This window comes from Serratia sp. K1WW1 (genome assembly GCF_055790865.1).
Genome location: NZ_CM147697.1, coordinates 1,082,604 through 1,105,858, shown reverse-complemented (window position 1 = coordinate 1,105,858; position 23,255 = coordinate 1,082,604). Strand labels below are relative to the sequence as shown.

Below are 23,255 nucleotides of genomic sequence, written 5' to 3'. Positions count from 1 at the left end.
ATATCGCGCCCAACAACGTCTTTATTTCCACAACCTGAAACGGCTCTCGCCATTGCTGGCCGGCGTCTCTGCAGTTTCTGGCTCGGCAGTATTACCCTTCAAGCGAGCCGGGTCGGCCACCTGATACCAGTCCAGTTTACGCGTCAGCAGCATAATGCCTGCCAGAACCCCAAACAGCAGCACCGAACCTAATACCAGTGCGTTATCTTCCGACTGCAACAGCATATACAGAATGCCATACAGCAGGAGCAGACTAGCGGCGAACAGCATGCCACGGCGCATCCCGCGCAGCACGGCGCTGAGATAGAAGGCAATCAGTCCACTACAGGCCACGCTTGCCAGCAGGTACGCCACATCGAACCCCAGGTGTTCCGAGAAAGCCAGCAGGATCAGATAGAACAGTACCAGCGCCGCCCCCACCAGCAAATACTGGATCGGGTGCACCCGCAGCCCGGTCAGGGTTTCGAACAGGAAGAACGCCATAAACGTCAGCCCCAGGAACAGCACCGCATACTTCACTGCCCGCTCGGTCAGTTGATAGTGATCGACCGGTTCGATCAGGCTGGCAGTGAAGGTCGGCAGCTTTTCCTCTTCCATGATGCCGTTATCATACATGAATGAGCTATTGATATTGTTGGCAAACCAGGTGCTGCGCCAGCGGGCAGAGAAGCCTCTATCGGTCACCTTGCGCTCATCCGGCAAGAAGTTGCCGAGGAAGTTCGGGTGCGGCCAGTTACTTTGTAATAGCAGCTCGGAACTACGCCCTACCGGCACCAGGGACAAGCTGCTGGTCCCTGCCAGGTTCAGTGTGAAATCCGCCGTCAGCCCTTCTTTCTGCAGCGAGGCTAGGACTAGCGGTGCATGGATCCCCTGAGAAAGCCCGCTGACCAAAGTACCCGGCTCAAACTTGGCCTGCTGTTGAATGCCGTTGAGGGTTGAAATGCTCTTTATACCGCGAGAATCGCTTAATGACAGCATCAAGAAAGGTTGGCCGATCGCAATGTTGCTATGCTGCAAATCCTCCAGATCGGGTTGGCCGAATTTCACCTGGAAATCCAGTGGCCCCTGATACACCTGAGTCTGGTAGATACCCAGCTTGCGGATCTCAACGTTGGGCTTGCCATTGACCACCAAAGATTCGGGCAAAACAAAGCGTTGATAGCGAGTGGTCTCTATCTTGATTTCGCCTTTTTCGTTCTTCTTCTCTTCCCGGAAGGTGTACGGGATCACGATCACTGGCCCAAGAATGCGCTGCGCCCGGCTGGTGCTTTCACTCACTTGCCCCACCACGCTCTGGCGATAGCCGCTGCGTTCCTGTATCACATCCATGAGCATGCCCACCGGGATCATCATCAGGATCATCAATCCCAGCAGGGTGGTTATTTTCCAAAACAGTACCGATTTAAACATCGTGGCAGACTCCTTGTAGGTAATGTCGCTACGATAAAGTCGGCAAGTGAAATCAGCATGTGGTTATGTGAAGGGAAGGTGAAGTGCGGGCAATAAGTTGTATTCAGAGTGGTAACGTGAGGATGGCCTTCGCGCCTGTGGGTTGCAGGTTTTGCAAGCGGATGGTGCCACGATGCAGGCGCGCCACTTCCTGCACGAAGTTCAGGCCCAGGCCGCTGCTCTTGGGTTTATCTTCCCGCGCCAGCGAATAGAAGCGTTCAAATACCTTATCCAGCGCATAGTCGGGTATGCCGCAGCCAGTATCGCAAAGGGTGAGCAGGTAATGATGCTCCAACCGCTCGCCATTGATACTGACCGAGCCACCGGCAGGGGTGAAATCCAGGGCATTATCCAACAGATTACTCAGCGCCTGCCCCAGTAAAAAGGCATCTCCAGTCAGCGATGCTTCTGCCAACACCCCCAATTCAATCGTGACACCACGCTGCGCCGCCTGTGCTTCTTTACCCGCGATAATCTGCCGGACTAACGGCACCATCGCTACCGCAGACAGTTCCAAACCGGGCCGGCTTTCTAACTGCGCCTGCACCAGCAACTTATCGACCAATTGCTGAATGCGGGCGCTCTGCTGTTCGATGTTGGTCAAAAAGCGTTTCGCCGTCGCGGGAGGCGGTGATTCCTGCAGGAGTTCCGCCGCGCCACGGATCGCCGCCAGTGGGCTTTTCAGTTCATGAGTCAGGGTATGCACATATTGTTCAATGTAGGCCTTACCTTCCAGCTTCATGCGCATGCTTTCCAGCGCTTGCGCCAGTTGGGTCAGCTCAACGCTGCCCATGCGTGGCAACGGCACCGCCTCGCCGTGCGCCACTCCGTCGGCATAACGCACCAGACGGTTAATCGAACGGTTAATCCACCAGACAAAGCCCAGCCCGATCGCTAGCGCAATCCCTAGCAGCACAGCGCCCGCCAGCAAAATACGCCGCTCGCTGCGGCGGATCACCGGTGCCATGGTGCTGTTGGGTTTGCCGACGCTCAACACGCCGATAATCTGCCCTTGCTCCACCACCGGTGCGGCCACGTACATCACCGAACTGCTCTCGTCATCGGCAATCGTCCGGGTGCTGCGCGCACCGTATTGGCCACGTAATGTCAGATAAACATCGTTCCAGCGGGAGTAATCCTGCCCCAGCGCCTGGCCTGATGAATCGAAAATCACCTTGCCGCGTCCATCGGTAAGATAGACACGATATTCGTTACGATCTTTGCGGATCCCGGCAATATTGGCCCCGATCGGCCGCTGATTTAGCTGGGCGATTGCCTGTGCCAACTGGCCTTTTGCCGCATCCCCATGTCTCATATCCAGCCGCGCCACCTGTGCCAGCAGGTTGGCGGTATCCACCAGCGTGCCTTCGGTGGCACGCCGTACGCCAGGTTTGACCTCCTGCACGAAAATGCTCAGCACGAAATAGCCCGCCACCGCCACAATCAGGAAATAGCCCAACAGCAGACGCAGGCCAATCCTCATGGCTGGCGGCTCACGCTATAACCTAAGCCACGATGGGTATGGATCGGGGGTTCTGCGGCATCGATCGCCCGCAGTTTGGCACGCAGCGTTTTGATATGGGTATCGACGGTACGATCCAGGCTCTCTTCCGCCTGGGCCCAAACGATATCCATCAACTGCTGGCGGGAGAACACCCGGCCAGGCGCTTGCAACAGGGTTTTCAGCAACAGGAATTCATAGCGGGTCAGCGGCAGCGGCTGTTGGTGGTAACAGATCGTGGCTCCCTCTTCATCCAGGCTAAAGGCACCAAAATGATAAAGGGCAGGCTGTTGCAAGCGCTGCTGCTTGTGTAAACGCCGCAGGATCGTACGCACGCGGGCGCTGACCTCACGCGGGGAGAAGGGTTTGGCTACATAGTCATCGGCACCGATTTCCAGCCCGATCAGGCGATCGAGTTCGCCGCTGCGCGCGGTAAGAAACAGGATCGGTAAATCCGCCGCCTGCGCCAGCAGCCGACGGCAAAGCTCAAAACCGTTGATATCGGGCAGGCCGACGTCGAGGATCACCAACGCCGGTAAGCCCTGTTGCAGAGCCTGCAAAGCAGGCTCGCCACGTTCAAACCAACGCACCTGAAAGCCTTCGCTCTCCAGGGTATAAATCAGCGTATCCGCAATGCTGGGCTCGTCTTCTACCAGCCAAAGCAGCGGTTTCATTATACGTCCTCGTCGGTAGCGGATTGTTCAAACGACAACCGTTGGCGCAGTTGGCGCCAATCCGCTTTGCTCATGGAATCCGAAGCCAACCACAGCCGATGGCGTTTCTTGCCGTCGATCTGCTGAAGCGACAGCAAAATACCGAACCCAGGCATCCAGGGCTTGTTCACCATCAGCCATTCTCGGCCATGCCACTCAATCCGGCGTTCAGCCAGCAACCGCAGTTCTCCCTGCCTGGATGCAATGCGCTTTTGGCTGCGAATGCACTCAAACACCACCAACGTCAACAGCACCAACCAGATCGGGCCATAGCCTTCCGGCCAAGGGGCGATCAGGATCAGTAAAATCAGCAGGCCGTGAGTCAGCAACGAGACTAACTGGGTACGCCAGGAAACGCGGACATCACATCGCCACAGGGCCACGGGCTTTATTTCGCATTTGGATCAGGGACACCATTCTCTGCAGATCTTGATCCTGCGGAGCGCCATGATTCATCAGCCAGTTGAACAAATCGGGGTCGTCACATTCGAGCAAGCGGATGAATACGGCCTTGTCTGCATCACTCAGCGTATCGTATTCATGTTCGAAAAACGGCATGATCGAGATATCCAACTCGCGCATGCCGCGGCGGCAGGCCCAGTGAATACGTGCTTTATTATTAATATCCATGTTGTTATGACTAACCTCTTTTCGGCATGGCTTGCCATGCTCTTGGGCAACCGACACTTGGTATGGCAACGCGCGCGCAATTTAATTCCGTCAGCCAACGATTTGAGTGCAATTGGGTTTCGTTGGCCGTAAGCGCCTAGAGTAACAATTTGACATACTCGCCGGGAAGGGCGTTCACCCAACAAAACATAAAATGTCAAAAAAAGCGCTGCCTGGTAATAACTGTTTGCAAAGCCAGCCACCTCTTTTACCATGGTAGCAACCCCAACAGGTATGCTAAACATGCAGCAGGAACCGATTATGGCGTTCAATATTCCTTTTCCACCCCGTCAACCTTCCGCCTCTTCCCATCTGCCACTGACGCTGATCTCACTGGAAGATTGGGCCATGGTGCAGTTGAGCGGGCCAGACACGGTAAAATATCTTCAGGGCCAGGTAACGGCCGATATCGACAAACTGGCGGCCGATCAACACGTGCTGTGCGGCCATTGCGATGCCAAAGGCAAAATGTGGAGTAACCTGCGTTTATTCCACCGCGGTGAAGGCTTTGCCTATCTTGAGCGCCGCAGCGTGCTGGAAAGCCAACTGGCGGAAATAAAGAAATACGCGGTGTTCTCCAAAATCACCATCGCGGCAGACAGCGATGTGGTGCTGCTGGGCCTCGCAGGCCTCGAGGCGCGGGCCGCATTGGCGAAGGTGTTTAGCTCCCTGCCGGATGCAGAACATCAAGTGGTGCAAGACGGCGATACCACCTTGCTGCACTTTGCGCTGCCAGCAGAACGTTTTTTGCTGATTACCACGGCAGAAACCGCTGCTCTGCTAGCTTCCAAGCTGGAAGGCCAGGCTGAGCTTAACGACAGCCGCCAATGGCTGGCACTGGATATTGAGGCCGGTTATCCGGTGATTGATGCAGCAAACAGTGCGCAGTTGATCCCTCAGGCGACCAATCTACAGGCACTGGACGGGATCAGCTTCAGCAAAGGCTGCTACACCGGGCAGGAAATGGTGGCTCGCGCCAAGTTCCGGGGAGCCAACAAGCGTGCCCTGTATTGGCTGGAAGGTAAAGGTAGCCAGGTTCCACAGGCAGGTGACGATCTGGAGTTGAAGCTGGGTGACAACTGGCGCCGCACCGGCACCGTGCTGGCGGCAATCTCGCTGGCTGACGGAACGCTGTGGGTGCAGGTGGTGATGAATAACGATCTGGAAGCCGACAGCGTGCTGCGCGTACGCGATGATGCCAGCAGCCAGCTCGCCATCAAGCCTCTGCCTTACTCACTGGCGGAAGAAAAGTAGGTGGTTTGGCCGCAGGCATCGCGCCTGCGGCCAGACGAGTTATTCGTCCAATTCCCCATCACGCGGCACCAGATAAATCAGCACCAGCAAAATAGTGACAAAGAAGCGGAAGGCATCGGGCACCCCGTTCCACTGTTTTGACATCCACATGCCAAACCACTCGCCACCAACCGACATAAAGGCCACCTGCCAGGTGAGGAAGCCTAACGTCAACCCTGCGATGGCAAAGGTCTTGGCACGGTTAAAGCTGGCCGCAGGCAATTTCAGGCCGCACAACAGACGGATCCCCCCAATCCAACACAAAATAGCGGTGAGGGTTTCCAACGCAATAATGCCGATATATCCCACCTGATGCAGCCATGGCGACTGGATGGAACGATAGGTGATAGTGGCATCAGGGAAGATCGTATCCATCATAAAAACATGGCGTACGAAAGCGAAGTTGGTGTCGTAATCGGTGATATTGCCAAAGGCTACCAGTGAGGCAAAGAGCGCGATAGCACAAACCAGCAGGGCTTTGGATAAACGAACGATCATAGTGAAGAGTCCTGGGTAATGATTAAAGGCACCGGAAGGTGCAAATACCCCATAGATCTCAAGATGCAGGTCAGCCAGCAGCAAGCGCAGCCAACCCCCTGCGACTTGAAAGCGAGGGGTTTGGCGGGCTCAGAAATAAAGCTAAGGCTTGCTGGATACCCGAAAGAAACAAGCGCCTCTTTTTAACCCAAAAGAAACGCTTTGGCAATATATCGACAACAGATGGGCGGGTTATACGTAAAGGTAGATCGCCATGAAGTGGCATACACTGCCGCCGAGCACAAAACCGTGCCAGATCGCATGGCCAAAACGGAAGCGTTTCGAGGCATAGAAAATCACCCCTAGCGTATACACCACGCCCCCTACCGCCAGCAAAGTTACCCCTCCGACTTCCAGGCGCATTGCCAACTGATAGATCACGATCAGCGATAGCCAGCCCATGGTCAGATAGGTCACCAGCGACAGCACCTCGAAACGGTGCGCAAATGCCAGTTTGAAAATCACGCCGAACAACGCCAGCCCCCAGATCACTACCATCAGCCCTCGCGCCAACGGTGAGTCCAGCCCCACCAGCAGGAACGGCGTATAGGTTCCGGCGATCAGCAGGTAGATGGCGCAGTGGTCAAATTTTTTCAGCCAGTGCTTGGCTCTCTGATGTGGAATAGCATGGTACAGCGTGGAAGCCAGGAACAGCAGGATCATACTGCCGCCATACAGGCTATAGCTGGTGATGGCCGTTACCCCAGCGCCGTCGTTTACCGCCTGAACCAACAGCAGCACCAGGCCGACAATCCCAAACACCAAGCCGATACCGTGGCTGATGCTGTTGGCAATTTCCTCTGCCCATGGATAAGCCGTGGCAGGCAACTGGTCTACCCCGACTTTCACTTCGTCCTTTTTCCCCATAAAGCGCAACCCCTCAAAACAACGCATATTGTACGAATTAACTGCAAATGAGATTAACTGAGAACGATTCCAGTGTACACGTGTACGCTAAAATAAAACTGTGAGCGCTTGTAACACCACGCTAACATCGAAATCCTCAGCCCGCTGGGCTACAATCGATATGCTTTGCACCCTATGGATTTCAGTTACGGCTGGAAGACGGCGGGTATCCCATCATTCACCTCGAGGTTCGTACCATGTCATCCGCTGTACCCGCGTTAGACTTTGGCTCCATGACTCAAACCATCCAGTTTCTGATGGAAATCGACAAACTTAAAAGCGTGCAACGCCGTACCAAGGTGATGGGCACACAGCGTCAGGAAAACTCGGCCGAGCACAGTTGGCACTTTGCCATTGCGGCCTTGAGTCTGGCCCCTTATGCCAGCGATGAGGTGGATATTCAGCGCGTGATCCAGATGGCCCTGCTGCACGATATCGTCGAGATCGATGCTGGTGACGTCATGGTTTACGATCTGGCAGCACGAGCGGCGATCCACGATCAGGAAGTGGCGGCGGCAAAACGGTTATTCGGGATATTGCCGGAACCTCAACGTGGGGTTTTCACCGCGCTGTGGCAGGAGTATGAAGCTGGCGAAAGCGCCGATGCCCGCTTCGCGCTGGTGCTGGATCGCTGCATGCCAATGCTGATGAACCTGCACAACGGCGGTCAGAGCTGGGTAGAAAATGATATCAGCCTGCAACAGGTATTGGACCGTAATACGATGATTGCCGATATCCATCCTGAGCTGTGGCAACATTTGGAGCAGCATTTGCAGGATGCGCAGCGTAAAGGCTGGCTGAAGTAATGCCCCTCACCCTAACCCTCTCCCACAGGGAGAGGGGACTTAACGTGCTACATATCAGCTTCTGTATTCGTCCCCTAAATCGCCCCGTTAAAGATTAACACCTATACCTGATTACGGCTCAGTACTAGCTCCCTCTTTCCCACAGGGAGAGGGGACTTTACGTGCTACATATTAGCTTCTGTATTCGTCCCCTAAATCGCCCCGTTAAAGATTAACACCTATACCTGATTACGACTCAGTACTAGCTCCCTCTTTCCCACAGGGAGAGGGGACTTTACGTGCTACATATTAGCTTCTGTATTCGTCCCCTAAATCGCCCCGTTAAAGATTAACACCTATACCTGATTACGACTCAGTACTAGCTCCCTCTTTCCCACAGGGATAGGGGACTTTACGTGCTACATATTAGCTTCTGTATTCGTCCCCTAAATCGCCCCGTTAAAGATTAACACCTATACCTGATTACGACTCAGTACTAGCTCCCTCTCCCTGTGGGAGAGGGTTGGGGTGAGGGAACACCGCGATTGCCGTACTTAACGCCCGCCAGCGGCCTCGATAAAACTGCCGGTGACGTAGGACGCCGCATCGGAAAGCAGCCAGGCAATAGCTTGCGCCACTTCCTCTGGCTGACCACCCCGCTGCATTGGCAACGCCGCCTTCACCCGATCTACCCGCCCCGGCTCTCCTCCGCTGGCATGCATCTCGGTGTAAATACAACCTGGCCTGACACAGTTGACGCGTATCCCCTGTGCCGCCACTTCCAACGCCAGACCGGTAGTCAACGTATCCACCGCCCCTTTTGACGCCGCATAGTCGATATATTCCCACGGAGCCCCGAGACGAGAAGCCGCGGAAGACACGTTGACGATCGATCCGCCCTGCCCACCATGGCGTAACGCCATACGCTTTACCGCTTCGCGGCAGCAGAGAAAATACCCGGTAACGTTGGTCGTCAGCACCTTATTGATCCGCTCGGCGGTGAGTTGCTCAATGCTCGCCTGTTGGAACAGAATGCCTGCGTTATTGACCAGTGCGCCGATTGGCCCCAGCGTGGCCTCCAATTCAGCAAACATCGCCATCACTTCTGCTTCTTCGGCAATATCTGCTTGCAGTGCCAGCGCCTTGCCACCCTGTTGGCGGATCTGCGCCACCACTAGCTCAGCAGCAGCACTATCGCGCAGATAATTGACGCCCACCGCATAGCCCTGTTGGGCCAATAATAATGCCGTTGCGCGGCCTATGCCCCGGCTGGCACCGGTCACTAACACTACTTTTGTCATTTCTGTTCCTTAACTGCGCTTAGTCGCGGATGCGGATAACGGAGCGGGTATCGCTTTTCTTGTTGAGATCCCACACTTCGGCAATATCGGTTAAGGCATGTTCCTGGGTATCGACGCTGATTTTTCCTTCCGCTGCCAGTGCCAGAATATCGGCCACGATGGTTTTTAATTGGGGGATCGGCGGGAAATTGCCCGTTCCACTACCCAGGATCTGCAACTGCGTACTGCGCAGCACCGCCGCAGGTAAAGTAATTGTTGGCCCCGCCATTGAACCTACGTTCACCAAGCGGATGCCCTGCCCGCCAGCATGGGAGGAGAGATCGTGATTATTGAAGGTCGCCAGCAGCGCCTCCGTAGCTGGCCCCCAAATATAATCCACCACCACGTCATAGCCTTGTGGCCCGGCAGCGGCGGCAAAGGCCTGCTGTAGTTCAAGCCCTTCAAGGCTCAGATCCACCGTAGCATCCACTGCTAACGCATCCAGTACGCTCTGCCGCCTTCCTGCAGCGACAATTCGCCCGGCACCGGCCTGACGTGCTGCCGCAACTGCGAGCTTGCCTGAGGTACCTGTTGCGCCGATTATCAAAACGGTTTCCCCTGGCTGAGTATTGGCACGCCAGAACAGCGGCAACCACGCCGCCAGAGCCGGATTAATCAATGCCGCAGCGGTCGCATCATCCAGCACATCGGGCACTGGAACCGTCCATGAAGCAACGGTACGTTCGGCCAGTGCGCCGTAAGGTTGGCGAAAAGAAGCAAAATACACCCGCTGCCCATCAGGCGTTCTGCCTACACCGTCGGTACCAGGCACAAACGGCAGATCCTTCGGGCTGGAGTAGTGCACCCCGGCCACAATAGCGCGATCCAGCTGTTTGATACCGGCAACCATCACCTCGATAGCCACTTCGCCCTCTAATGGCTGTGGAGCAGTAAAAACGCCTAACCGTGGTGCCTGACCTAACGTATTAACGACTGCCGCTTTCATACCGTTTCCTTGTTCGCTCGGGTGACCCGTTACTCAGTGAACCGCAATCGCTGCGGTGCTGCAATAAAAAAGGGACACGGCATCATGCAGTGTCCCTCGATCATCATTTTGGCAGATGGTGTTATTCGTAGTCGCTCATCGGTACGCAAGAGCAGAACAGATTACGATCGCCGTAGACATCATCCAGGCGCTTCACGCTCGGCCAGTATTTATTCTCACGCACGCCAGCTATCGGGAATACCGCCAGCTCGCGGCTGTAAGCATGCTGCCAATCGTTAACCAATTCCGCCTGCACGTGCGGTGCGTTAACCAATGGGTTGTCTTCCAGTGGCCATTCGCCAAGCTGTACGCGGTCAATCTCGCTGCGGATAGCCAGCATCGCATCGATAAAGCGATCCAGTTCCACTTTGTTTTCCGACTCTGTAGGTTCAACCATCAGCGTGCCTGCCACCGGGAACGACATGGTCGGCGCATGGAAGCCGTAGTCGATCAGACGCTTGGCGATATCCATCTCGCTAATGCCTGTCTCTTCTTTCAGCGGGCGAATATCCAGAATACATTCGTGCGCCACGCGGTGATCGCGGCCGGTATACAGCACCGGATAAGCGTCTTTCAGGCGGGTTGCGATGTAGTTGGCATTAAGGATCGCCACCTGGCTGGCCTGCTTCAGCCCTTCCGCGCCCATCATGCGGATATACATCCAGCTGATCGGCAAGATAGAGGCGCTGCCGAACGGTGCGGCAGAAACCGCGCCCTGTTGGGTGGTCACGCCATCAATCTGCACTACGCTGTGGCCTGGAACGAACGGCGCCAGGTGAGACTTCACGCCGATAGGTCCCATGCCTGGGCCGCCACCGCCGTGAGGGATACAGAAGGTTTTATGCAGGTTGAGGTGCGATACGTCCGCGCCGATATAGCCCGGCGTGGTGATCCCCACCTGCGCGTTCATGTTGGCACCGTCCAGGTAAACCTGGCCGCCAAACTGATGCACGATCTGGCACACTTCGCGGATGGTTTCTTCATACACGCCATGGGTTGACGGGTAGGTCACCATGATGCAAGACAAGGCTTCCCCAGCCTGCTCGGCTTTCACCCGCAGATCGTGCAGATCGATATTGCCGTTCTTGTCACAGGCCACAACCACCACGCCCATGCCCGCCATCTGGGCAGAAGCCGGGTTGGTACCGTGCGCCGAGCTTGGGATCAGGCAGATATTACGCCCAGCCTCATTGCGGCTTTCATGGTAGCGACGGATCGCCAGCAAACCGGCATATTCACCCTGAGCGCCCGAGTTAGGCTGCATGCACACCGCATCGTAACCGGTCAGTTGCACCAACCATTGGGAAAGCTGCCCAATCATCACTTGATAACCTGCTGCCTGCTCTGGTGGGCAGAACGGGTGCAGTTCAGAGAATTCAGGCCAGGTGATCGGGATCATTTCCGCAGCGGCGTTCAGCTTCATGGTGCAGGAGCCCAGCGGGATCATCGCCTGGTTCAACGCCAGATCTTTACGCTCCAGACGGTGCATATAACGCATCATCTCGGTTTCGCTGTGATAGCGATTAAACACCGGATGCGTGAGGATCGGATCTTTACGCAGCATCGCCGCAGGGATCGACTGGCTGTTTTTGCTCACAGCCGCATCCAGCGCATCGATATCCAAACCGTGGTTATCGCCGACCAACAGGGCAAACAGCGTCTGCACATCTTCACGGGAAGTGGCTTCATCCAGCGTGATGCCGACTGCCCCGTGGATATCGGTACGCAGGTTGATGCCAAAGCCCAGCGCGCGTTCCAGCACCGCCGCCTTGTCTTTCACTTCCACGGTCAACGTGTCGAACCAGGTTTTATGGCGCAGTGTCAGACCCGCTTGTTGCAGGCCAGCGGCCAGGATATCGGTCAGGCGATGGATGCGCCCGGCGATACGTTGCAGGCCTTGTGGACCATGGTACACCGCATACAGGCTGGCAATATTGGCCAGCAGCACCTGCGAGGTACAGATATTCGAGTTGGCCTTTTCGCGGCGGATATGTTGCTCACGGGTTTGCATCGCCATGCGCAGCGCAGTATTGCCGGCAGCATCGCGTGATACCCCGATAATACGGCCCGGCATCGAGCGTTTGAATTCGTCACGGCAGGCGAAGAACGCGGCGTGTGGGCCACCGTAGCCCATTGGTACGCCGAAGCGTTGCGCAGAACCGAATACCACGTCGGCCCCTTGCTTGCCCGGTGCCGCCAGCAGCACCAGCGCCATGATATCGGCAGCCATGCTGGTGATGATTTTGCGCGTTTTCAGCTCTGCCAACAGGGCGCTGTAATCGTGCAGTTCACCGGTGGTGCCAACCTGTTGCAGCAGTACGCCAAACACGCCTTGCACCTCCAGCACCTTCGCCGGTTTGTCGACGATCACGTCAAAGCCAAAGGTTTCGGCACGGGTACGCACCACGTCCAGCGTTTGTGGGTGCACATCGTCAGCCACAAAGAAGCGGTTGGCGTCTTTCAGTTTGCTGGCACGTTTGGCCAACGCCATCGCTTCTGCGGCAGCGGTAGCTTCATCCAGCAAGGAAGCAGAGGCCAGATCCAGCCCGGTCAGATCGAGGGTCAACGTCTGGAAGTTGAGCAGCGCCTCAAGGCGGCCTTGCGACACTTCCGGCTGATAAGGGGTATAAGCGGTGTACCAGCCTGGGTTTTCCAGCATGTTGCGCAGGATCACCGGCGGCGTCAGCACCGCGCTGTAGCCCATACCGATATAGGATTTGTAGCGCTGATTCTGTGAGGCAATCGCCTTCAGTTCGGCCAGCGCCTGATGTTCCGTGGCCGCATCGCCTACCGGCGGAGGCCCTGGCAGTTGGATATCGGCTGGCACAATCTGTTGGATCAGCGCGCTGAGCGAGCGAGCGCCCACGGCTTCCAGCATCTGCTGCTGTTGCTCTGCGGAAGAGCCGATGTGGCGCTCGATGAACGCTTCGCTGTGTTCAAGTTGGCTGAGTGTCTGAGTCATTGCTACAAATTCCTGAATGCTTGCGGGGTACGGGATATAGCCTGAACTGCAAAACGCCCCACAGGGTGGTGGGGCGTGATAGTGATTATTCGTCGATGGAGGCTTGGTAAGCACCTGCATCCAGCAGCTTGTCCAGTTCTGCCGCATCGGATGCCTTGATGCGGAACAGCCAACCTTCGCCGTATGGCTCGCTGTTGACCAGCTCCGGGGAGCTTTCCAGTTCGCCGTTCACCGCGATGATCTCACCGCTGATTGGCGCGTAAATATCGGAAGCGGCCTTGACCGACTCTGCGACGGCACAGTCATCACCCGCGGAAACCGTGGTGCCGACTTCCGGCAGATCGACAAACACCATATCGCCCAGCAGTTCCTGCGCGTGTTCGGTGATACCAACAACGTATTCGCCGTTGCCTGCGTCACGCACCCACTCATGGGAGGTGGCGTATTTCAATTCTGTTGGCACATTGCTCATTGGCCTGCTACTCCTTCGAAGAATAAAAACTAATTGATCAGTGACTTACCGGCACGTACAAAACCTGGCTTACAGACTTTCACTGGCATTTCACGGTTGCGGATCTGTACGATAGCCTGCTCACCGATACCGGCCGGAACCCTTGCCAGCGCAATGCTGAAGCCCAGGGTCGGTGAGAAAGAACCGCTGGTGATCACCCCAACCTGGGGTTGACCGTTCGCATCGGTGAAATGTACCGGCAGCTCATTACGTAATACGCCTTTTTCCGTCATGATCAAGCCGACCAGTTGTTCGGTGCCTTTTTCGCGCTGCTGTTCCAACGCTTCACGGCCGATAAACTGGCGATCCTGCGGTTCCCAGGCAACGGTCCAGCCCATATTGGCGGCTAACGGTGAAACGCCTTCGTCCATTTCCTGGCCGTAGAGGTTCATACCGGCTTCCAGGCGCAGAGTATCGCGGGCACCCAGACCTGCAGGTTTCACCCCGGCTGCCAGCAGTTTCTGCCAGAAATCCACCACCTGCTCTTTCGGAAGGGCAATTTCATAGCCCGCTTCGCCGGTATAGCCGGTGGTAGCAATAAACAGATCCCCCGCCTGCACGCCGAAGAACGGCTTCATGCCTTCCACTGCCTGCTTCTGTTCTGGGGTAAATAAGGTGGCGGCGCGCTCTTTGGCCTGTGGGCCTTGCACCGCAACCAGCGCCAGATCGTCACGCACCGTCAGCTCAACGTTGTACGGAGCCGCATGCTGTTCGATCCAGGCCAGATCCTTTTCGCGGGTGGCGGAGTTCACCACCAGGCGGAAATAGTCTTCGGTAAAGAAATAGACGATCAGATCGTCGATCACGCCGCCGGAGGCATTCAGCATGCCGGTATACAGCGCTTTACCAGATTGAGTGAGTTTGGCGACATCGTTCGCCAGCAGGTAACGCAGGAATTCACGGGTACGAGCACCGCGCAGATCCACGATGGTCATATGGGAGACATCGAACATGCCGGCATCCTGACGCACGGCGTGGTGTTCATCAATCTGGGAGCCATAGTGCAGCGGCATCATCCAGCCATGAAAATCAACCATGCGCGCACCGCACGCCACGTGCTGGTCGTACAGTGGGGTTTGCTTTGCCATCTTTTCCCTCTTTCCACTCAAGTAGCCGAAGACAGGGTGTTATTACGCAATAAGGCGGGTGTAGCTCGCGGGCCTGATTGCGCGAAACACGCTGGCTGCTCAACACAAGTTGCCTCGCCAATGATCAACGACGCAAACGATACCTTTGCCCTGACGTTAACACCGAACGCCCCTATTAACCATAAGTTAAAATAGGTTCGACCGGGTTCAGGGTCGGTAAAATGCCGCGTTAGTTTGCAGAGTTTTTCACTGGAAAAATGCGCTTTGAGGCACAAAATTAACAATTAAAGCGGCAAAAATCCGAAGTTATATAACAAACAGAGGCTGGGATGGAGAATTTCGGTTTTTGATAACCGACCATGGAATTAGAAAAAGTAATGAGAAATTCTGCCTGAAATTAGAATTTCTCAAACGAAGAGAGGTATAAGGGAAATTGATGATGGGTAAACATGCAGATTAGTGGGCGCAGCATGCCGCGCCCCATAATGAGGTTTGTCAGCCCCAAGCTGACTAGGCGAGCCAGTCCGGCAGATCGTTAAGCCCCATGGCCTGACGCACCAGCTTCGGCTTCACGCCCGGCAGGCTGTCGGCCAGCCTTAAGCCCACGTCACGCAGCAGTTTTTTTGCCGGGTTATGGCCTGCAAACAGTTCGCGGAACCCTTGCATACTCGCCAGCATCACTGCGGCACCGTGCTTGCGGCGGCGCTCGTAACGGCGCAGATACAGATGTTGGCCGATATCCTTGCCCTGACGTTGCAGGCGTTTCAGCTCGGATATCAGCTCGGCGGCGTCCATAAATCCCAGGTTTACGCCCTGCCCGGCCAGCGGATGCACGGTATGTGCCGCATCCCCCACCAGCGCCAGACGATGGGCAGCAAAGCTGCGGGCATATCGCCCGGTAAGCGGGAAGGTCAGACGCTCGCTTTCGAGCTGGCAGTTGCCCAGACGCATATCGAAGGTCATCGCCAGTTCGCGGTTAAAGGCTTCCGGTTCCAGCTGTTGCAGCCGTTCAGCTTCTTCTGGCGCAACCGACCAGACGATCGAACTCAAATGTGGATCGCTAAACGGCAGGAAGGCCAGGATCCCTTCGCCATGAAACACCTGGCGGGCCGTGGCCAAATGGGGCTCTTCGGTGCGAATGGTGGCCACCAGCGCGCTGTGGCGGTAGTCCCAGAAGGTCAGCGGGATATCGGCGTGTTGGCGCAGCCAGGAGTTGGCTCCGTCGGCACCGATCACCAGCCGGGCGGTTAACATGCGGCCATCTTCCAACGTGACGAAGGCGTCGTTTTCCCCCCAAGCCACCTGTTTCAGCGCGGCCGGAGCGAGCAGCGTTACGTCGGCCAAGGTGGCCGCCTTATGCCACAACGCCTGCTGGATCACCTCGTTTTCAATGATATGGCCGAGGTGGCTGAAACCACATTCGTCGCCGCGAAACGCGATCTTGCCGAAGCTGTCACGATCCCAGACTTCCATCGCGTTATACGGGCTGGCGCGCAGGTTGCGGATCTCATCCCACACGCCAATGCTTTGCAGCAAGCGCTCGCTGGCGGCGTTAATGGCAGATACGCGCAACGCTGGTTGTTCTGGCAGCGGCGATAATTCCGGCTGCCGTTGTTCCAGCACCGCGACGCGCAGGCCACTGCCCTGCAAGCCGCAGGCCAGTGCCAATCCCACCATACCGCCACCGGCGATAATCACATCAAATGATTGCATGCTGCTTGAGTTCCTTAAATTTGCCCCTCACCCCAACCCTCTCCCACAGGGAGAGGGAGCTGATTTGGTGACTTTTATCAAAATATTGCCCCACATCGGCAAGGCAGGTAAGGCAAAAATTAGTGTTCATCCCAATTTAGGCCCAACCCTATCCCACTAGGGAGAGGGAGCTGATTTGGTGACTTTTATCAAAATATTGCCCCACATCGGCAAGGCAGGTAAGGCAATAATTAGTGTTCATCCCAACGTCGGCCTAACTCTATCCCACTAGGGAGAGGGAGCTGATTTGGTGACTTTTATCAAAATATTGCCCCACATCGGCAAGGCAGGTAAGGCAAAAATTAGTGTTCATCCCAACTTCGGCCTAACTCTATCCCACTAGGGAGAGGGAGCTGATTTGGTGACTTTTTCAAAATATTGCCCCACTTCGGCAAGGCAGGTAAGGCAAAAAATAGTGTTCATCCCAACTTCGGCCCAACCCTCTCCCAAAGGAGGGGGAGTTGGTACGGTGACAACAGTCAACATTCTGGCCGACTTCAGCAACATAGCTAAGGGAAAAATTAGCGTTCAACCCAACCTAACGTGCGTTTGGCAAAGGCATCGCGCATGGACGGTAGCTGCTCCATTGCCATCAGCCCCAGATTACGCCCGACTACCAGCGGCGCGTAGCTATTGGCAAACAGGCGGATCAATCCGTCGGTGACGCCGATGGTCGCCTGCTGATCCTGTTGCCGACGTTGCTGATACTGGCTCAATAGCGCATAGGCACCCAGATCGGTGCCAGCCTGTGCGGCTTCTGCCAAGGTTTCTGCCAGCGACATCACGTCTCGCAAACCCAGATTGAATCCCTGCCCGGCGATCGGATGCAGCGTTTGTGCCGCGTTGCCAACCAGCGCCAGACGGTGGCTAACGTGCTGATTGGCCCTCAGCAGGCTAAGGGGATAACTGTGGCGCTTACCCGCCTTCAGCATCTTGCCCAAGCGCCAGCCGAACGCCTGTTGCAGCTCACTGAGAAAACGCTCGTCACTCCAGCTATCGACCTGCTGACGAGTCTCCCGCGCGTGGCACCACACCAGCGAGCTACGCCCGCCAGACATCGGCAACAGCGCCAACGGCCCGTAGCGGGTGAAACGTTCAAACGCCCGCCCTTGCGGAGCCTCGGCAGTCGAAACGTTGGCAATGGTGGCAAACTGCGGGTAATCACTCTGCTGCCACTGGATATTGCAGGCCTGCGCCAGCGCCGAACGTGAACCGTCTGCCGCCACCAGCAACTGGCCCGTCAGGTGCTGCCCGTTATCCAACTGCACTTCAGCGCGATCGGCGGTGCGCAGCACGTCGACCACTTTGGCCGGACAATGCAGGGTAACCCCAGGGGCCTTCGCCAGCAGAGCAAACAACCGCTGCCCAGCGTCGTGCAGTTCAATCACCTGCCCCAACGCCTCCACCTGATAGTCCTGCGCGTGCAGGTTCACAAAACCGGCATGCCCACGATCGCTGACGTGGACGTGAGTGATCGCCGTGGCACAGTCCCGTAGCGCAGCCCAAACGCCGATGCGCGCCAGCTGTTGGCAGGTTCCCTGCGCCAGAGCGATAGCCCGTGCATCAAAGCCAGGATGCGCACGATCGTCTGGCCGAGTGGCCTCCACCAGATCGACGGCCACCTTGCCCTGAGTCAGTGATGAAATCGCCAGCGCCAACGTAGCCCCTGCCATCCCACCGCCCACAATGATTACGCTCATGTTATCTGGCCGCCGCCATCAGGGCTTCAATCTCGTCCGCATCCTTCACCACGCTGGCAGTCAAATTCTCATTGCCGTCTTGGGTGATCAGGATGTCATCCTCGATGCGAATACCGATACCGCGATATTCCTGCGGCACATCGGCATCCGGTGCGATATACAGGCCAGGTTCAACCGTCAACACCATACCAGGCTCCAGCACGCGATCGCGGCTCGCTGAGCCATAGTGGCCCACGTCATGCACATCCAGCCCCAACCAATGGCTCAGGCCGTGCATAAAGAACTGGCGGTGTGCCTGCTCGGCAAACAGCTGTTCCACGTCGCCCTTCATGACGCCCAGCTCAACCAACCCGGCGATCATGATGCGAACGACCTGATCGTTAACTTCGCGAATGCTGATACCCGGTTTAAACATTTCCAGCGCCTTGTTGATCGACGCCAGCACGATGTCATATACCTCACGCTGCGGCTTGCTGAACTTGCCGTTAACCGGGAAGGTGCGGGTGATATCGCCGGCATAACCACGATATTCACAACCGGCATCAATCAGCACCAAATCGCCGTCACGCATTTCACATTCGTTTTCGGTGTAATGCAGGATACAGCCATTTTCGCCGCTACCGACGATGGTGTTGTAAGACGGGAAGCGGGCACCCAAGCGGTTAAACTCGTGCAGGATCTCCCCTTCGAGCTGATATTCGAACATGCCCGGGCGGCACTTTTCCATCGCGCGGGTATGCGCCATGGCGCTGATCTCACCGGCGCGGCGCATAACAGCAACTTCTTCTGCCGATTTGAACAGGCGCATGTCATGCAGCCACGGGCGATAATCCGTCAGGGTTGCAGGGGCTTCCAGGTTCTGACGGAAGCCTTTACGCAGTTTATCCAGCGCGCCAAACAGAATTTCATCGGCATAGGCATATTGCCCCTGCGCGTGATACACCACGTCCAGGCCGTTGAGCAGCAGGTGCAGTTGATCGTTGATTTCGTCGAAGGCCAGCGCGCGGTCTACCCCCAGCTTGGCCGGAGCAGCGTCTTGCCCCAAACGGCGACCAAACCAGATTTCTGCCGTCAGATCGCGTACGCGGTTGAACAGCACACTGTGGTTATGAGTTTCATCACTCTTCACCAGGATCAACACCGCTTCCGGCTCGTTGAAACCGGTCAGATACCAGAAATCACTGTTCTGACGATAAGGATATTCAGAGTCTGCACTACGCGTCGCTTCCGGTGCGGCGAAAATCACTGCCGCGCTGGCCGGAGCCATCTGTGCCAACAAAGCCTGACGGCGTTTATGGAATTCCTGCTGGGTCATCACATCTCCTGAAATCGGTTTATGCCACCTGCTGAACGCAGTCAGTAGGGGTTATCAGCGCTCTCGGCCAACGGACGGATCCAATGGTCAGTGCAACGTCGGCCTTTTATTTTCCGGGGCCGTCGGTTTCTGGCGGGTAAATTCAGTATGGCAAAGCAGCGCAGCAACGCGCACGTACTCCACCACTTCTTCCAGCGACTGTTCCAGTTCTTCCTGGTCTTCGCCTTCGTCATAGCCCAGTTGAGCGATATTACGCAGATCGTCGATCGCCTCGCCCACTTCATCTTTCACCTGCGCCAGCTTCGGCTGCATCATGCCCAGTCCCAACAGGAAGTGGTTTACCCACCCCGCCAAGGCATCCGCACGGTCAAACACGCTGACGGTTTCGCCTTCCGGCATCATCAGTTGGAACATGAATTCGTCATCTTCCAGCGTATCACGGGTGATTTCATGCAGCTGCTGTAACGGTTGGCTCAACGCCTGCGGGAAGGCAATGCCTTCGTTGGTCAGATCAAACACCAGGGTCTGCCAGCTGGCGTCACGGTTGCCACCGCACAGCAGGCCACTGATCAAACCGTGCATCTCGGCTGCGGTCAAAGCAACCGCCTGCTGGTTAAGAGCCACGGTCAAAGATTGGTAACTTGGAAATGTATTCTGTATAGACATGCGCATTCGTCATCGTTGGCAGGATAAGTTCGTGTTATGCTACCACCAAGGTCCGTTGGTATACCAGTTGAGGCAACACCTCAGTGGCTAGTTATAATCAGCGCAGTCCGGGCAAACGTACGGTAAATACGCATTTTGCAACCGTTTTTTGTCTGGTAATGTTAGGCGCGGTAGATTACAACCAGGTACTGAAAAAGTGTTGAATCTTGGTACCCAGGTATATATAGTGACGCCCGCTTCGGTAGCCCGGCAATGGCTGACCGGTGCTGGCGCGAAATTTAGGCAGGAAGGTGGCATGTCTGCACAACCGGTAGATATTCAAATTTTTGGCCGCTCGTTAAGAGTCAATTGCCCGCCAGAACAACAAGATGCGTTGAACATGGCAGCAGAAGATCTTAACCAACGGTTGCAAGATCTTAAAGTTCGCACTAGAGTCACAAATACAGAGCAACTCGTATTTATCGCGGCATTGAACGTCTGTCACGAACTTGCTCAAGAACGCTTGAAAACGCGTGACTATGCGGCCAATATGGAACAACGAATTCGTATGCTGCAACAGACCATTGAACAAGCGCTGCTTGAACAGGGTCGCATCTCTGAACGTCAGGATGCACAATTCGAATAACTTAAGTTGCTGGAGTTGAAGGCTCCGGCAATGAGTGAAAAATTTCTCTGAGATGTTTGCCAGCGGGCCAGTCCCCTGAGCCGATATTTAGTACCAACAGAATGTGATGATCCATGATCGGTGTGCATGCTCGGCCCGTCCGAGAAGCCTTAAGATTGTGACAGCACGTTCACCTTGAACCATGGGTTCAAGGGTTACAGCCTGCGACGGCATCTCGGAGATCCCTTCACCTGCGTTTTCAGTGTGTTAACTCACCACTACTGGCGAATCTCACACTATGTCTTTGCAACCTCAGTTCGCTCATCAACGCCAACTCATCCGTAACGAAATACGCCAACGACGCCGTGCCTTAACGCCCGTTCAACAGCATGATTTTGCCCAGCAAATGGCCAGCAATATTGCGCGACATCCCCGCATTCAGGCAGCCAGACACATTGCGGCGTTTCTCTCTTTTGATGGCGAACTAGATACAGGCCCTCTGATCGAGCGGCTGTGGCAACTGGGTAAACAGGTTTATCTGCCGGTGTTACATCCCTTCAGCCCCGGTAACCTGTTGTTCCTGCATTACACCGCGCAAACGCCACTGGTTAGCAACCGCTTCAAAATCCTTGAGCCAGCGCTCGATGTCCGCCACGTCTTGCCGGTGTCACTGTTGGATGTGGTATTGACGCCGCTGGTCGCCTTCGATTCGGCAGGGCAACGTCTGGGGATGGGCGGCGGATTTTACGATCGCACCTTGCAGAACTGGCAGCACGCAGGCCCCTATCCGATGGGGGTTGCGCACGATTGCCAACAGGTTAGTGCTTTGCCGGTGGAGCAATGGGATATCCCTCTGCCAGAGATTATCACCCCGTCACAAAGCTGGGCCTGGCCAGTCTGCGCATAGCAAAAGGCCGGATTGCTCCGGCCTTGATGTTTTCCGTCGGTTACCGATTACAGCAGTAAGCGGGCGCGGATGGTCCCTTCAATCGCTTTCATGCGTTGCAACGCCACTTCGGCACGTTCGGTTTCCGCTTCGATATCGATAACCACGTAGCCGATTTCCGAGCTGGTCTGCAGGTACTGGGCCGCGATGTTCACCCCTTCTTCGGCGAAGATCTGGTTAATCTGCGTCAGGATGCCTGGGCGGTTTTCATGAATGTGCAGCAAACGGCTGGCATTCGGGCCATGAGCTGGCAGCGACACCTCTGGGAAGTTGACCGCAGACAGCGTTGAGCCGTTATCGGAATACTTCGCCAGCTTGCCAGCTACTTCATCACCGATGTTCTCCTGCGCTTCCTGGGTTGAACCGCCGATATGCGGCGTCAACAGCACGTTATCGAACTCGCACAGTGGAGAATTGAACGGATCGCTGTTGGTTGCCGGCTCTTCCGGGAACACGTCGATGGCCGCACCGGCCAGATGGTCGCTCGCCAAGGCGTTACACAGTGCCGGGATATCCACCACGGTGCCGCGTGAAGCGTTGATCAGGATCGCACCTGGCTTCATCAGCGCCAGCTCTTCGGTACCGATCATGTTCCTGGTCGACAGCGTTTCCGGCACGTGCAGCGTGACTACGTCGCTCATATTGAGCAGATCGGACAGATGGCGCACCTGTTGGGCATTACCCAGCGGCAGCTTGTTCTCGATGTCGTAGAAGAACACCTTCATCCCCAGGCCTTCCGCCAGGATGCCGAGCTGAGTCCCGATATGGCCGTAGCCGATGATCCCCAGCTTCTTGCCCCGCGCTTCATACGAGCCCACGGCCAGTTTCTGCCACTGGCCACGGTGTGCCTTGGCGTTAGCCGTTGGGATCCCGCGCAGCATCAACAGCAGCTCACCCAGCACCATTTCGGCCACGGATCGAGTATTGGAGAAAGGTGCGTTAAACACCGGAATGCCGCGTTTGGTCGCCGCTTTCAAATCAACCTGGTTGGTGCCGATACAGAAACAGCCCACCGCGACCAGCTTTTCTGCGGCCGCGAAAACTTCCTCGGACAGATGCGTACGCGATCGGATACCCACGAAGTGTGCATCACGGATCGATGCCTTCAGCGCTTCGGTGTCTAACGCACCTTTGTGATATTCGATGTTGCTATATCCGGCAGCACGCAGGTTATCTACGGTGCTCTGATGAACCCCTTCTACCAACAGGAACTTAATCCTGTCTTTCTCCAATGATACTTTTGCCATTTACCCGACCCTATGTTCAGACTTCAGAAGCGGCTGTTTTCCCCTTTATACCCGTCGTCTTTCAAGCTGCAGCGTTGTTACCTGCACTATCTCACCCCAGTCACTTACAAAAACGTAAGCTCCTGGGGATGAAATAGCTTGTCGCCTAGCTGCAACTTGAAATCCATAGGGTATAATTTCGAAATTACCGCCAGACCGGCAGCAACCCAAAATCAACAGCACGTCCCTCCAACATAACAAAAATAACGCGCCCGGCAATACAAACGATTGCCTGCCCGTTAGCACA

Annotated in this window: 21 protein-coding genes and 1 other RNA gene; 5 read left to right on the top strand and 17 right to left on the bottom strand. The window is 55.9% G+C overall.

Annotated features, from left to right (window positions below):
* Nucleotides 1-21 precede the first annotated feature (21 nt).
* From creD to sdhE, 5 genes are all read right to left on the bottom strand, one after another.
* The gene (creD, locus tag ACX9GU_RS04955; RefSeq protein ID WP_473194024.1) at nt 22-1,410 is read right to left on the bottom strand and encodes a cell envelope integrity protein CreD; all 1,389 of its coding nucleotides are present in this window, start codon (nt 1,408-1,410) and stop codon (nt 22-24) included.
* 103 nt (nt 1,411-1,513) lie between these two features.
* Nucleotides 1,514-2,932, bottom strand: coding sequence for a two-component system sensor histidine kinase CreC (gene creC / locus ACX9GU_RS04950; protein ID WP_473194023.1), 1,419 nt, complete (start codon nt 2,930-2,932; stop codon nt 1,514-1,516).
* The gene (gene creB / locus ACX9GU_RS04945; protein WP_065684481.1) at nt 2,929-3,624 is read right to left on the bottom strand and encodes a two-component system response regulator CreB; all 696 of its coding nucleotides are present in this window, start codon (nt 3,622-3,624) and stop codon (nt 2,929-2,931) included. The genes creC and creB overlap by 4 nt, the downstream gene beginning before the upstream one ends.
* The gene (locus ACX9GU_RS04940; protein WP_094981478.1) at nt 3,624-4,046 is read right to left on the bottom strand and encodes a protein YgfX; all 423 of its coding nucleotides are present in this window, start codon (nt 4,044-4,046) and stop codon (nt 3,624-3,626) included. The genes creB and ACX9GU_RS04940 overlap by 1 nt, the downstream gene beginning before the upstream one ends.
* The gene (gene sdhE / locus ACX9GU_RS04935; protein ID WP_021179805.1) at nt 4,027-4,293 is read right to left on the bottom strand and encodes an FAD assembly factor SdhE; all 267 of its coding nucleotides are present in this window, start codon (nt 4,291-4,293) and stop codon (nt 4,027-4,029) included. Before sdhE ends, ACX9GU_RS04940 begins: the two co-directional genes overlap by 20 nt.
* A gap of 300 nt (nt 4,294-4,593) precedes the next feature.
* Between sdhE and ygfZ the strand changes: the two genes are divergently transcribed.
* Nucleotides 4,594-5,586 carry a tRNA-modifying protein YgfZ gene (gene ygfZ, locus ACX9GU_RS04930; protein WP_473195114.1) on the top strand — a complete coding sequence of 331 codons (993 nt, stop codon included), beginning with the start codon at nt 4,594-4,596 and terminating at the stop codon, nt 5,584-5,586.
* Nucleotides 5,587-5,625: 39 nt separating this feature from the next.
* Here the strand turns inward: ygfZ and ACX9GU_RS04925 are convergent, their stop codons facing one another.
* Nucleotides 5,626-6,123 carry a DUF2165 family protein gene (locus ACX9GU_RS04925; RefSeq protein WP_021179803.1) on the bottom strand — a complete coding sequence of 166 codons (498 nt, stop codon included), beginning with the start codon at nt 6,121-6,123 and terminating at the stop codon, nt 5,626-5,628.
* A 231-nt stretch (nt 6,124-6,354) separates the two neighbouring features.
* Complete coding sequence (gene trhA, locus ACX9GU_RS04920) at nt 6,355-7,029, bottom strand: PAQR family membrane homeostasis protein TrhA (RefSeq protein WP_473194022.1); 675 nt, start codon at nt 7,027-7,029, stop codon at nt 6,355-6,357.
* A gap of 236 nt (nt 7,030-7,265) precedes the next feature.
* Between trhA and ACX9GU_RS04915 the strand changes: the two genes are divergently transcribed.
* A complete protein-coding gene (locus ACX9GU_RS04915; protein WP_094981477.1) occupies nt 7,266-7,874 on the top strand; it encodes an HD domain-containing protein in 609 nt (202 codons plus the stop codon).
* A 533-nt stretch (nt 7,875-8,407) separates the two neighbouring features.
* Here the strand turns inward: ACX9GU_RS04915 and ACX9GU_RS04910 are convergent.
* The 9 genes from ACX9GU_RS04910 to ACX9GU_RS04870 all read right to left on the bottom strand — a co-directional run bounded on the left by ACX9GU_RS04910 (nt 8,408) and on the right by ACX9GU_RS04870 (nt 20,172).
* A complete protein-coding gene (locus ACX9GU_RS04910) occupies nt 8,408-9,154 on the bottom strand; it encodes an SDR family oxidoreductase (RefSeq protein WP_473194021.1) in 747 nt (248 codons plus the stop codon).
* Between the two features lie 19 nt (nt 9,155-9,173).
* A complete protein-coding gene (locus ACX9GU_RS04905; protein ID WP_473194020.1) occupies nt 9,174-10,139 on the bottom strand; it encodes a quinone oxidoreductase family protein in 966 nt (321 codons plus the stop codon).
* 121 nt (nt 10,140-10,260) lie between these two features.
* On the bottom strand, nt 10,261-13,140 hold the full coding sequence (gene gcvP, locus ACX9GU_RS04900) for an aminomethyl-transferring glycine dehydrogenase (RefSeq protein ID WP_473194019.1): 2,880 nt from the start codon (nt 13,138-13,140) through the stop codon (nt 10,261-10,263).
* 85 nt (nt 13,141-13,225) lie between these two features.
* Nucleotides 13,226-13,612 carry a glycine cleavage system protein GcvH gene (gene gcvH / locus ACX9GU_RS04895; protein ID WP_021806203.1) on the bottom strand — a complete coding sequence of 129 codons (387 nt, stop codon included), beginning with the start codon at nt 13,610-13,612 and terminating at the stop codon, nt 13,226-13,228.
* Nucleotides 13,613-13,641: 29 nt separating this feature from the next.
* The gene (gcvT, locus tag ACX9GU_RS04890) at nt 13,642-14,739 is read right to left on the bottom strand and encodes a glycine cleavage system aminomethyltransferase GcvT (protein WP_473194018.1); all 1,098 of its coding nucleotides are present in this window, start codon (nt 14,737-14,739) and stop codon (nt 13,642-13,644) included.
* Between the two features lie 510 nt (nt 14,740-15,249).
* Nucleotides 15,250-16,452 (bottom strand): FAD-dependent 2-octaprenylphenol hydroxylase, encoded by a 1,203-nt coding sequence (ubiI, locus tag ACX9GU_RS04885; protein ID WP_059201695.1) that lies wholly within the window; start codon nt 16,450-16,452, stop codon nt 15,250-15,252.
* Between the two features lie 560 nt (nt 16,453-17,012).
* Complete coding sequence (gene ubiH / locus ACX9GU_RS04880) at nt 17,013-18,191, bottom strand: 2-octaprenyl-6-methoxyphenyl hydroxylase (protein WP_473194017.1); 1,179 nt, start codon at nt 18,189-18,191, stop codon at nt 17,013-17,015.
* A 1-nt stretch (nt 18,192) separates the two neighbouring features.
* On the bottom strand, nt 18,193-19,506 hold the full coding sequence (gene pepP, locus ACX9GU_RS04875; RefSeq protein WP_261461072.1) for a Xaa-Pro aminopeptidase: 1,314 nt from the start codon (nt 19,504-19,506) through the stop codon (nt 18,193-18,195).
* Between the two features lie 87 nt (nt 19,507-19,593).
* Entirely contained in the window at nt 19,594-20,172 is a 579-nt protein-coding gene (locus tag ACX9GU_RS04870) for a YecA/YgfB family protein (protein ID WP_024486381.1), read from the bottom strand.
* Nucleotides 20,173-20,467: 295 nt separating this feature from the next.
* On the opposite strand from ACX9GU_RS04870, the gene zapA reads away from it, so the two are divergent.
* The 3 genes from zapA (at nt 20,468) to ACX9GU_RS04855 (ending at nt 21,683) form a co-directional block, all read left to right on the top strand.
* A complete protein-coding gene (gene zapA, locus ACX9GU_RS04865) occupies nt 20,468-20,797 on the top strand; it encodes a cell division protein ZapA (RefSeq protein ID WP_021179791.1) in 330 nt (109 codons plus the stop codon).
* A gap of 41 nt (nt 20,798-20,838) precedes the next feature.
* A non-coding RNA gene (gene ssrS, locus ACX9GU_RS04860) (6S RNA) lies at nt 20,839-21,022 on the top strand.
* 52 nt (nt 21,023-21,074) lie between these two features.
* Complete coding sequence (locus ACX9GU_RS04855; protein WP_473194016.1) at nt 21,075-21,683, top strand: 5-formyltetrahydrofolate cyclo-ligase; 609 nt, start codon at nt 21,075-21,077, stop codon at nt 21,681-21,683.
* Nucleotides 21,684-21,730: 47 nt separating this feature from the next.
* On the opposite strand, the gene serA is transcribed toward ACX9GU_RS04855, so the two are convergent.
* Nucleotides 21,731-22,969, bottom strand: a complete 1,239-nt coding sequence (gene serA / locus ACX9GU_RS04850; RefSeq protein ID WP_473194015.1) for a phosphoglycerate dehydrogenase — start codon at nt 22,967-22,969, stop codon at nt 21,731-21,733.
* Nucleotides 22,970-23,255: the final 286 nt, after the last annotated feature.

What these genes read in the sequence shown, in the direction of transcription:
- ubiI (WP_059201695.1), bottom strand. Translation starts at nt 16,452, where the DNA reads ATGCAATCATTTGATGTGATTATCGCCGGTGGCGGTATGGTGGGATTG.
- gcvP (WP_473194019.1), bottom strand. Translation starts at nt 13,140, where the DNA reads ATGACTCAGACACTCAGCCAACTTGAACACAGCGAAGCGTTCATCGAG.
- sdhE (WP_021179805.1), bottom strand. Translation starts at nt 4,293, where the DNA reads ATGGATATTAATAATAAAGCACGTATTCACTGGGCCTGCCGCCGCGGC.
- pepP (WP_261461072.1), bottom strand. Translation starts at nt 19,506, where the DNA reads ATGACCCAGCAGGAATTCCATAAACGCCGTCAGGCTTTGTTGGCACAG.
- trhA (WP_473194022.1), bottom strand. Translation starts at nt 7,029, where the DNA reads ATGGGGAAAAAGGACGAAGTGAAAGTCGGGGTAGACCAGTTGCCTGCC.
- creD (WP_473194024.1), bottom strand. Translation starts at nt 1,410, where the DNA reads ATGTTTAAATCGGTACTGTTTTGGAAAATAACCACCCTGCTGGGATTG.
- ACX9GU_RS04910 (WP_473194021.1), bottom strand. Translation starts at nt 9,154, where the DNA reads ATGACAAAAGTAGTGTTAGTGACCGGTGCCAGCCGGGGCATAGGCCGC.
- creB (WP_065684481.1), bottom strand. Translation starts at nt 3,624, where the DNA reads ATGAAACCGCTGCTTTGGCTGGTAGAAGACGAGCCCAGCATTGCGGAT.
- zapA (WP_021179791.1), top strand. Translation starts at nt 20,468, where the DNA reads ATGTCTGCACAACCGGTAGATATTCAAATTTTTGGCCGCTCGTTAAGA.
- ubiH (WP_473194017.1), bottom strand. Translation starts at nt 18,191, where the DNA reads ATGAGCGTAATCATTGTGGGCGGTGGGATGGCAGGGGCTACGTTGGCG.
- ACX9GU_RS04855 (WP_473194016.1), top strand. Translation starts at nt 21,075, where the DNA reads ATGTCTTTGCAACCTCAGTTCGCTCATCAACGCCAACTCATCCGTAAC.
- ACX9GU_RS04925 (WP_021179803.1), bottom strand. Translation starts at nt 6,123, where the DNA reads ATGATCGTTCGTTTATCCAAAGCCCTGCTGGTTTGTGCTATCGCGCTC.
- ACX9GU_RS04905 (WP_473194020.1), bottom strand. Translation starts at nt 10,139, where the DNA reads ATGAAAGCGGCAGTCGTTAATACGTTAGGTCAGGCACCACGGTTAGGC.
- gcvH (WP_021806203.1), bottom strand. Translation starts at nt 13,612, where the DNA reads ATGAGCAATGTGCCAACAGAATTGAAATACGCCACCTCCCATGAGTGG.
- ygfZ (WP_473195114.1), top strand. Translation starts at nt 4,594, where the DNA reads ATGGCGTTCAATATTCCTTTTCCACCCCGTCAACCTTCCGCCTCTTCC.
- ACX9GU_RS04915 (WP_094981477.1), top strand. Translation starts at nt 7,266, where the DNA reads ATGTCATCCGCTGTACCCGCGTTAGACTTTGGCTCCATGACTCAAACC.
- creC (WP_473194023.1), bottom strand. Translation starts at nt 2,932, where the DNA reads ATGAGGATTGGCCTGCGTCTGCTGTTGGGCTATTTCCTGATTGTGGCG.
- gcvT (WP_473194018.1), bottom strand. Translation starts at nt 14,739, where the DNA reads ATGGCAAAGCAAACCCCACTGTACGACCAGCACGTGGCGTGCGGTGCG.
- ACX9GU_RS04870 (WP_024486381.1), bottom strand. Translation starts at nt 20,172, where the DNA reads ATGTCTATACAGAATACATTTCCAAGTTACCAATCTTTGACCGTGGCT.
- serA (WP_473194015.1), bottom strand. Translation starts at nt 22,969, where the DNA reads ATGGCAAAAGTATCATTGGAGAAAGACAGGATTAAGTTCCTGTTGGTA.